Origin of the sequence: Collinsella sp. AM28-11LB (assembly GCF_003469895.1) — a bacterium.
Lineage (GTDB): Bacteria > Actinomycetota > Coriobacteriia > Coriobacteriales > Coriobacteriaceae > Collinsella.
Genome location: NZ_QSKJ01000013.1, coordinates 39,178 through 48,278, shown reverse-complemented (window position 1 = coordinate 48,278; position 9,101 = coordinate 39,178). Strand labels below are relative to the sequence as shown.

The following is a 9,101-nucleotide window of genomic DNA, read 5'->3' as shown; positions in this document are numbered from 1 at the left end:
CGCCGACCGCGCGCCGGCGGCGTCGGCCGCCGCGAACGAGACCGGGGAGACGTCGAATACGTCCTCCACGCGGGCGAGCGCCTTGGACGCCATCGCCGCGGTGCCGGCGGACGCGGCGACGATGCTCTCTCCGAAGTCGCCCATGAGGGCGCGGCCGGAGTAGGTCGTGTAGCCGTGGCCGCTGAACGGGCCCCATTTCGCCGGCGAGAACGGGAACAGGCCGCGGATCCTCTCGACCGCTCCGGAAACCGACGACGTGACGGCGCCGACCGCGCTCTCGATGCCGGACTTGAGGCCGTTGAGGATGGCCTTGCCGGACTCGACGAGCCAGGAGCCCGCGCCGGCGAAGAAGCCGGTGATCTTGTCCTTGATGCCGGTGACCGTGGTGTAGACGGAGTCGATGCCGCTCTGGGCGGCGCCCTTGATGCCCTCCCAGATGGAGGAGAACGCGCCCTTGATGGCGCCCCATGTGCTCGACCAGACGCCGCTGATGGTGCCCAGCACCGAGCTGATGACCGACGACACGACACCTATCGCGGCGTTGACGATGGTCTGGATGGCGTGCCACACGATCTCGGCGATCGACTGGATGCCCGCCCACACGCCCTCCCAGTCGCCGTTGATGGCGGCGAGGACGGTGCCGATGACTGCGCTGATGACCTGCATCGCGGTCGTGATGACCAGCTGGATGGCGGGCCATACCGTCGAGATGAGCGCCGAGATCGCGGCGCAGGCGACGGTGAACGCCGCCTGGACGACGGGCCACACGGCCTGCACGACTGCGGCGATGGCGTTGACCGCCAGCACGAGCACGCCCATGATGACGCCGGCGACCTGGACGAGAAGCTGGATTATCTGCGCCGCGACCGGCGCGACGGCGGCGATGATCTGCCCGACGACGGGGGCGACGGCGGCGAGCAGCTGCAGCAGCGCGAGGGCGATGTTGCCGAGAGCGGGAAGCAGCTGCCCGGTGACTACCGAGGCCACCGCGGCGAACGCGGAGACGAGGGTCGGCATGACCGATGCCACCGCCGAGGCGACGGCCGAGAAGGCGGGCGCCAGGCCGGATGCGACCGCCGAGGCGGCAGACATGACCGACGAGCGGAAGCCCTCGTTTGTCGTCATCATGTAGCCGAAGCCGGCTGCGAGCGCCGCGACGGCGGCGACCACGACGGCTATCGGGCCGACGAGCGTCGTGAAGGCGCCAGCGCCCGAGCCGATGGCCGAGAACAGTCCGCGGACGGGGCCGGACGCCGAGGTGAAGGCGCCAGCCGCCTCACCGGAAACCATCGACGCGAGCGCGCCGACTTCGCCGATCCCCGAACCGGCCACCTTCGCCACGCCCTTGAGCGCGGCCTGCAGGGTCTTGAACTTGTCGATGCCGCCCGTCACGCCCGAGATAGCGAGCTTGGCGGCGGCCAGGCCCGCAGTAGAGCCTACGAACCTGCCGACCGCATCGGCGATTGCCGACATCCCGCTCGAGGAGTCGACAAAGGACAGGACGCTGTTCGCGGCACCGTCGAAATCGCCCGCGAGCCCGGAGACGGGGCCCCTGATCGTGGAGCAGACCGCCTCGATGCCCCCGGCCCCGTCCACGAGCCCGTTGATCGCGTCGGCGGCACCCTTGACTCCGAGCGCGAGGTCCTCCGGCCAGGCGGCGGTGAACGTCTGGCCGGCGAGCTCGGAGACGCGGTCTATGACCCTGCCGACGGCATCCGCCGCGGGCTCGAGGGCGCCGCGGACCGCCCGCATGAGCACGTCCGCGTTATACGCGAGCGTCGAGAAGCTGTCCGAGGACCTGCCGAGGCGCTCGAGCATGCCGATGAACCGCTCGACGTGGCCGCCAACGTCGGACACGGTATCCTTGACGGACGTGATGGCGCTGGCGGCGATGTCGCCCGCGCCCTTGATGAGCCCGGTCGCCGCCTGGATGGGCGCCGTGATGTTCTCGACGCCGATGGCATCGATGCACGCCGCGACCGCCTTGGTCACGGAGTTCCTCAGGTTGGCCACGGACGTGGCGATGCCCGCCGTGCCGGTCTTGGCCTGCTGGGCGAAGGAGTCGAAGCCGGCGTACCCGTTCTTGTCGAGCGAGATGAACGCGTCCTCGAGGTCCTCCACGCTGACCTTGCCGGTCTTGAGCGCGTCGTAGAGGTCGTTCGTGCTCGCGGTCGGCCCGAGCATCGACTTGGCGACCTGGTCCATCTGGCCCGGCATCGCCGTGACGATCGAGCGCCAGTCCTCCATCTCGGGCTTGCCCTTGGCTAGCACCTGGCAGAACTGCTCGAGCGCCGCTTCCTGAACCTGCGTCGACGCGCCGCCCGCGAGCAGCGCGTCGTTGAAGGCGAGCATGATGTCGGTCGCCTTGCCGACATCCTTGACGGTCGGCACGATCTTCTGGACCGACGAGGTCATGGCGTCCAGGCGCGTGGGCAGCCCGGTGAGGTGGTCGCTCATCTTGTCGATGGACGAGGTCGCCGCGTCGGCCCCGTATCCCAGGCCCGCCATGACCTTGGGGAAGTTGTTCATGGTGTCGACGCGGCTGATTGCCGAGTCGAGCGAGTTGCTGATGGCCGTGAAGGCCTTGCCGGTGACTGCCGAGACGATGCCGGCGACGGCGCCGGCCTTCGCCCCGAGGCCGGCGCTGAAGGCCGCGCCCGTCTTGGCCCCGGCCCTGGAGCCGATGCCCGAGCTGCCCGCGAAGGCGCCGTCGAGCTGGCGGCTGATCGATGACGTGAGGTTGTCGAACTTCGGTGTCAGCAGCACCGAGCCTTTGGCCACGGTGGGCAAGGGTTGATCACCTACCTATGAGCGCTCCCCGAACAGCAGGGAGTCGACCTCGTCCCGGCTTAGGTCGAGACGGCGGGCGGCGTGCTCGGCGGCCCTGGCCTTCGGGCGCTTCAGGGGGTCGGGCTTCCTGCCCTTGCCCCCGGCGTTCTCGTAGCGCAGGAAGGAGAGGTTGTCGACGGCCAGGGCGAGCAGGTAGGCGTGCTCGTCCCATGTCGCGCGCGGATCGATGCGCGACACCGTGCGCGACTGCGGCGGCAGCTGCCCCACGAGCGTGAGGAGGCCGTCGAAGTCGCCGCCGGTGATGGCATCGTCCAGGTCAAGCGAATAGTACTGGCGGAGGTCCGCCTTGAGCTCGTCGCGCCCGTCGAGCAGGACGTCGACGAGCGCGACTAGTTTTTTAGGCTCGCGGATTCGATGAGCAGCCCCTCGATGCGGACGATCTCCTCGATGTCGTCGTAGCCCATCTTGGCGGTCACCGCCTCGGCGACCCTGTCCTCGACCTCCTCGCCGAGCATTGCGGTCATGTAGCCGAGCTGCTCGTCGATGCTGACGCCCTCGTTGGCCGCGGCGGTAGCCTCGTCCTCCGTCATGCCCGAGCGGATGGCCTTCTCGTAGACGCTGTTGCGCGCCTGGCTCTCGCGCTGTGCGCGCGCGATCTGCTTGAGCACCTTGCGCGAGCGGAAGCGGCGCATGTCGAGCGTGTACTCGACGCCCTCCACCTCCACGGCCTTCTCCCAGGGCTGCAGCGCCTGGCGCTTCGCCGAAGGGTCGAACTCGACGACGGGCGCGGGGGTGAACCCAAGGTACCGCTCCTCCAGGTGCGCGCGCATGCGCTCCTTGGACTCCGCCATCTCTCGCAGCTGCTCGGGGGTCATCTCATTGATGTCCATAAATCCTCCTTTGTAGGCGCAAATGCTTGCGGTGGACGCTGCGGCGCCTACCGCGCAGCGCCCGCCGCAAGCATTTGGCGGGACGGGAGGGGCGCTCGCCCCTCCCCTTTGTCTGTTAACCGGCTAGGACGTGACGGCCTTGGGCTCCTCATCGCCCTGTGCGCGCCCCTCGGCCTGCGCTACCTGTGCGGCCTTGACGGTGTCGTAGATGGCGGTCGTGTGGGTGTCGCCGTCGTCGTTGTAGGGCACGCACGTGATGGTCGGCGTGTAGCCGAGCAGGTCGGAGCTGTTGTAGGAGACGTCGTCTCGCTCGAACGCCTGGCCGATCGGGATGACGTTGCGCAGGACCTTGGTCGAGGAGATGACCGAGTCGAACACGTAGACGTGCGGGTCGGTGAAGTTGCGGTTGTGGCGGATGGTGACGGTCGCGCCGCTCTCCGTCACGTTGTCGTCTCCGTAGATGGTCTTGAGAACGGCGACGGACGACTGGATGAAGGTCATCTGTGCGGAGTCGGCGTAGCTCGTGAGGTCGCGCGCGACCTCGGAGCCTCCCCAGTCGTTGTGCCCCTCGGAGTCGGTGTCGGTCGTGAACGTCACGCCGTCCTCCGAGATGTAGCCGAGAGAGGCGCCGTGGTGCTGATCGATGAGCTCCTTGAGTGTCTTGGACGGGTCGGCCAAGACGCTGATGTCGGTGCCCGCCGGGAACACGGCGGCGTAGCCGCCGGGGCGTCCCTTGGCTACGCCGACGGAGTCCTTGTCGAACATGGGGGTCTCGGACATGTGGCCCTCCTTCCTGTGGCGCGCTACGGGCGCGTCACCATGTAAACGTTGATCTGGTACCGCTCGAAGCGGCTGTCGGGGTCGGGAAAGCGCATGGTGCCCTCCACGGACACGCTGCAGACCTCGGGTATGGCCTCCCAGCACCAGGTGAGCCATTCGCGGGCCATGAGCGCGAGCGTGTAGGCCTCGGCCTCCGTGCTGGCCCACGTCTGGACCGCCAGGTACGGGTTGTCGCGGCCGGGGCCGGACGGACCGCCGGTGCGCTCGACCGTGGCGAACCTGTCGGGCTTATCGCTCGGAACTGTCGTGGAGCACGGGACGCCGAGCGCGGCGCCGAGCTTTTGCGGCAGGACGGCCAGGATGTCGAACATCAGAGACCGCACCCCTTCCTGAGCGTGTTGTTGCGCAGGTTGTCGAGGCCGGCGAGCCTGCCGTCCCTCTCGCCCGCCTCGTAGACCAGGCCGCCGGCGGTATAGCCGCGCTGCACGCCCTTGGACTCGTAGCGTGCGCCGGCGCGCCTGAGCGCCGGGTCGCACATGACATTGCAGCGCGCGGCGGCGGCCGCGGCCTGGGACTCGAGCATCGCCTTGACGCCGTCCGACTTGAGCACGGCGCGCACGCCCGACATCACGGGCGTGACGCGCACGCGCCTACCCATCGACGGCCTCGCACTCGACGGCGCGGTCGAACTGCCCGGGGCAGTTGCCCGCCAGGTATGGCTGGGGGTCGCCGATCACGCGGTACGCGCGGCCGCCGTAACGGATGAGGCAGCGGCGCAGCGAGCGCCGGTCGCCGCGCGGCCAGTGGAACGTCATGGAGACGGCGGTCCCCTCGGGGCGCGGTGCGGAGAGGTCGGCCGTGCCGCCCGGCTGGGGCAGCACGCCGGCTACGTCCTCTGCCGCGCCGAGCTCGCACACTGCGTTGCCGTGAGCGTCGGTGGCCGGCTCCTGCGGCGCGATCACCTGGACGGTGACGGTCCTAAACATCCGCATCCCCCTCCCTGTCGGCGGCGGTCATGGCATCTATGCTGCGCACGCGGCAGCCGGCGAGGCCGAGCCGCTTGAGGTCGGAGCGCCCCAGGTAGAGGTCTCCCGTGGGGTTCGCGAACGTGAAGCTGGACGAGTACGGGCCGGCAGTCTCGGATTGCTGGGTGATGCCCGCCATGGCGCCGGGCGCGTTGACCGCGCGGGCGACCATGGCCACGCAGACGGGCTTCACGTTCTCGTCGAACGTGGCGTTGACTCCGGCGGCGTAGTCGCTGCCCATATGGCGCCGGTACGCGCCGCGCAGGTGCGCCGATGCGTCCTCGAGCAGGGCCGCGACCCTGCCCTCGTCCCCGTCATCGACGGGGCCGCAGCGAGCGGCGTAGTCGGCGCCGGTCGCGAAGGCGTCCACTAGAGCGTCTCAAGGATGGCGATGAGCTCGGCCTTGGTCGCCTTGCGCGGCGCGAAGCCGTTGGCGGCCTCGATGGCAGCGCGAAGCTGCTGCACGGTCATATCGTTCGCGGGCTTCTCGGGCACGGGCTGCTCGGGCGCGGGCGCGGCGTCCTCAACGCCCTCTCCCTCGGCGCCATCGTCCTCGACGGGCTCCGCGCTAACCTCGGGCTCGGCGGGCGGGAGGTCGACGAAGCCGCCGGCGGACAGCTCCGCGAAGCGCTCGTCGGTCAGCTCGACCTCCTCCCCCACGAGATGCACCGCGAGGGTCTCGCGGTCACGGTAAGGATAGGTGACCAAAGCGATCATGGATGCTCCTTAGGGTTGCCTAGGCGGTCGGGGCGATGGTGCCCTTGACCACGAAGTCGATGTACTCGGCGAAGAACACGAGGCCGACGTAGGCCACGGTGTCGTAGGTCAGGCTCTTGAGCTCGGGCGAGTGGGACACGGCGATGTAGCCGCTCTCGTCGGAGTAGAAGCCGAACAGGTCGTCGCCGTCGGTCGGGGCGACGTAGACCTTGATGTTGTCCTTGACGGTCGCGTAGATCGTGCCGGCGGCGACGGAGCCGGTGGACACGAGCGTGCCCAGGCCCGCCCAGTTCTCGATGTAGGAGATGCCGAAGGCGCTGAAGACCTCGGACTCGCCGATCTGCTTGGCGAAGTCGACCGGGTTGGCGAAGTAGACGGTCTCGCCGCTGCCGAAGCCGTACTCCTCGGTGAGGTTGGACAGGGCGGCCCAGGCGTTCGCGGCGGTGGCCACGAGGCTCTTGCCGGTCGCGGCCGTGGTGCCCTCGGCGCCGAGCGCGGCGACGAAGTCCTTCTTGATGTTGCGCTGCATGTCGGAGATCATCGCGGCGTCGGTCTTGTCGACGGCGCCGTCGTAGCCGCGCTTCTTGACCTCCTGCAGCATGGTCTGCCTGCGGTAGGGCTTGAGCGTCACCTCGTAGGTCGCGACGTCCGCGTAGTCGTAGCTGGACAGCGGGATGTCCTGGCCGGGGGTGTACTCGGCCTCGGAGAGCTTGCCGATGATCTTCTTCTGGTGGAGCGTCTCGCCCACGGCCGCGTGGATGGGCGCGCAGGTGGACAGCATAGCCGTGAGCTTCTCGAGCGACTTGGTGAAGGTGTTCACGAGGTCGACGTTGCGCGCGGCTGCGAGGGTCTTGATATCGGGCATTGGGGCCCCTTTCTCCCCTTACTTGAAGAGGTCGATGTTGGCGGCGATGGCCGCCATGCGTTCCTTCTTGTCCTCGATTCCGAGGATGTCCTTCTTGGAGGGCTTGCCGGGCTTGGGCTTGCCGCCGGCCTCGGGCGCCTTCGGCGCGCCGCCGGCCGGTTTCGTGATGGCCGCCACGGCCTTGGCCTGCTCGGTGAGCGCGTCCTCGTCCTCGCCGTTGAGCGTGGCCACGATGGAGCGGTCGAGTCCGGTGGCCTTGGCCACGGAGTCGACGAGCGCGGAGCGGGCGGCGCTCGCCTTGAGGGCGGCGTTCTCGCTCTCGAGCGCGCTCAGGCGCTCCTCAACGGTCGGGTCCGCCTTGGGTGCCGCGGCCTTGAGCTCGTCGAGCTCCTTGAGGTTCGCCTTCGAGCGGCTCTCCCACTTGCGCGACTCCTTCAGCGCGTTCTCGTAGAGCGCCTTGTAGTCGGGCTCCTGACCGGCGTCTCCGTCCTGTGCAGGTTCGGTCGGATCGGTCTCGGCGGGCGTGGTCTCCTGGGCCATGCTCCCTCCATTTCCGCCCCGTGCGGGGCATCGTCTTGCCCCGTGCGGGGCACTTTTCGGCATGAAAAAGGCCACCCGTGCGGATGGCCTGGTTCAACTTTTGGTCGGGGCGGCGGGACTCGAACCCGCACGGGTGATGCCCACGTGCTCCTGAGGCACGCGCGTCTGCCATTCCGCCACGCCCCGATGGCACCTGGCCGAGGAATCGAACCCCGGTAAGCGGTTTTGGAGACCGCCGCACTGCCATTGTGCTAGCCAGGTGTGTATAATCTGATTAGAAAGGCCCTGGGCGTGCTGGATAGCTAACCTGGGGCTTATTTCTTTATGTCGTCTATGGCCCCGCCCCTGGTCAACAAGATAACGCGGTCGATGTCATGCCTCGACATCTCGAGCCGCACGCGCTTCAGCGCGTCCTCTCTTGTCACAGGGACTTCCTCGCAGTTAAGCACGACGATAGAGGGCTTTACCGGCCCACCTTCCACCTTTTCGAACTGCCGCACTGCCTTTCTTATATTGCGCTCGATGAACCTAAGCCCGTTGACGCCAGACGCATCGCTTGTCGGGCTCTTCAGCTCGCATAGCTTGCCGTCGAGCAGCAGGTCGATATTGGAAAAGCCCTCCGGCGCGTCCTCCTTGCGGACGACGACCTCGTGACCGGCCGCCCGAAGCGCCTCGTGCGCCGCGAGGTCGTAGGACCCGCCGCGCTCGTGCGCGAAGGTCTCTTTCGGCTTCTTGTACACGACTGGAGGCCCAGGCGAACCGAGCACGGCACGCTTCGCCGCGTCCTTGCCGGCACTCGTCAGGCTTTCGTCCTCGTCGATGTTCTTGAACTGTGCCCACCGCTCGCGCAACTCCTCCGGTCTCACGCCCTCCACGAGCCCCGCGTCCGGGTCGTCCTCGAAGCCGGGGACCACCTTGCAGTCGCAGTGGCGGTGGAAGTGCCTGAACTCGCCGGCGGACTCGCGCGTGTGGTAGACCGCGCCGCGGCTCGCGAGCATGATGCAGAAGGTGCAGGTCTCGAAGCCCGTCGGCACGCGCGCGAAGCGCACGCCGTGGTCCTTGTCGCGGCCCACGTTGGAGATGATCGTCTCGTTCAGGCTGCGCAGCGCGTCGTTGCGGGCGTACTCGCCGCACGCCCTGGCGAACGCCGCGTCGCCGCCCTTCACGAGCTTCTTCGCCTGGTATCTGGCAACGGTATCGACCGATTCTGGCCTGTAGGTCGTTATGGTGACGGCCTGCTGCAGCCTGGCGCCGTTGCGCTCGGCGAGGTCGTCGTACCATTGCGCCGCGAACTCCGCCGCGACGTCGTCGTATCCCTGCACGAAGCCCTCCATGATGAGTTTCGCGGCCTCGCGCTTCTCGGCCACGCTCGCGCCCCCGTGGGCGCGGCACCAGGCGAGCACGGCGGCCTCCACGTCGGATGCCGCCCTGTCGCCTATCTTCGCCACGGCCCGGTTGTAGGCCGCGAACTCCGCCGCGCTAATCATCGGCGGG

At 68.4% G+C, this 9,101-nt stretch carries 12 protein-coding genes and 2 tRNA genes; all 14 read right to left on the bottom strand.

Annotated elements, in window-relative coordinates:
- Positions 1-2,781: tape measure protein (locus tag DW732_RS09085; protein ID WP_233539426.1), on the bottom strand; the 2,781-nt coding region annotated here is incomplete at its 3' end.
- A 24-nt stretch (positions 2,782-2,805) separates the two neighbouring features.
- Positions 2,806-3,057, bottom strand: a complete 252-nt coding sequence (locus tag DW732_RS09805) for a hypothetical protein (protein WP_158567396.1) — start codon at positions 3,055-3,057, stop codon at positions 2,806-2,808.
- 122 nt (positions 3,058-3,179) lie between these two features.
- Positions 3,180-3,680: a hypothetical protein gene (locus DW732_RS09075; RefSeq protein ID WP_118099362.1), complete on the bottom strand. Its 501-nt coding sequence runs from the start codon at positions 3,678-3,680 to the stop codon at positions 3,180-3,182.
- 123 nt (positions 3,681-3,803) lie between these two features.
- The gene (locus DW732_RS09070; RefSeq protein WP_118099361.1) at positions 3,804-4,460 is read right to left on the bottom strand and encodes a hypothetical protein; all 657 of its coding nucleotides are present in this window, start codon (positions 4,458-4,460) and stop codon (positions 3,804-3,806) included.
- Positions 4,461-4,483: 23 nt separating this feature from the next.
- Complete coding sequence (locus DW732_RS09065) at positions 4,484-4,843, bottom strand: hypothetical protein (RefSeq protein ID WP_147356380.1); 360 nt, start codon at positions 4,841-4,843, stop codon at positions 4,484-4,486.
- Entirely contained in the window at positions 4,831-5,118 is a 288-nt protein-coding gene (locus DW732_RS09060; protein ID WP_147356379.1) for a hypothetical protein, read from the bottom strand. Before DW732_RS09060 ends, DW732_RS09065 begins: the two co-directional genes overlap by 13 nt.
- Positions 5,111-5,446 carry a hypothetical protein gene (locus DW732_RS09055; protein ID WP_118099358.1) on the bottom strand — a complete coding sequence of 112 codons (336 nt, stop codon included), beginning with the start codon at positions 5,444-5,446 and terminating at the stop codon, positions 5,111-5,113. The genes DW732_RS09060 and DW732_RS09055 overlap by 8 nt, the downstream gene beginning before the upstream one ends.
- Positions 5,439-5,855, bottom strand: coding sequence for a Gp19/Gp15/Gp42 family protein (locus DW732_RS09050; protein WP_118099357.1), 417 nt, complete (start codon positions 5,853-5,855; stop codon positions 5,439-5,441). The genes DW732_RS09055 and DW732_RS09050 overlap by 8 nt, the downstream gene beginning before the upstream one ends.
- Complete coding sequence (locus DW732_RS09045; protein ID WP_118099356.1) at positions 5,855-6,202, bottom strand: hypothetical protein; 348 nt, start codon at positions 6,200-6,202, stop codon at positions 5,855-5,857. Before DW732_RS09045 ends, DW732_RS09050 begins: the two co-directional genes overlap by 1 nt.
- A gap of 19 nt (positions 6,203-6,221) precedes the next feature.
- Positions 6,222-7,067, bottom strand: coding sequence for a hypothetical protein (locus DW732_RS09040; RefSeq protein WP_118099355.1), 846 nt, complete (start codon positions 7,065-7,067; stop codon positions 6,222-6,224).
- An 18-nt stretch (positions 7,068-7,085) separates the two neighbouring features.
- Positions 7,086-7,607: a hypothetical protein gene (locus tag DW732_RS09035; RefSeq protein WP_118099354.1), complete on the bottom strand. Its 522-nt coding sequence runs from the start codon at positions 7,605-7,607 to the stop codon at positions 7,086-7,088.
- Positions 7,608-7,708: 101 nt separating this feature from the next.
- Positions 7,709-7,793: transfer RNA gene (locus tag DW732_RS09030), tRNA-Leu, on the bottom strand.
- A gap of 1 nt (position 7,794) precedes the next feature.
- Positions 7,795-7,868, bottom strand: a tRNA-Trp gene (locus DW732_RS09025).
- Between the two features lie 53 nt (positions 7,869-7,921).
- Positions 7,922-9,101: hypothetical protein (locus DW732_RS09020; RefSeq protein WP_199569784.1), on the bottom strand; the 1,180-nt coding region annotated here is incomplete at its 5' end.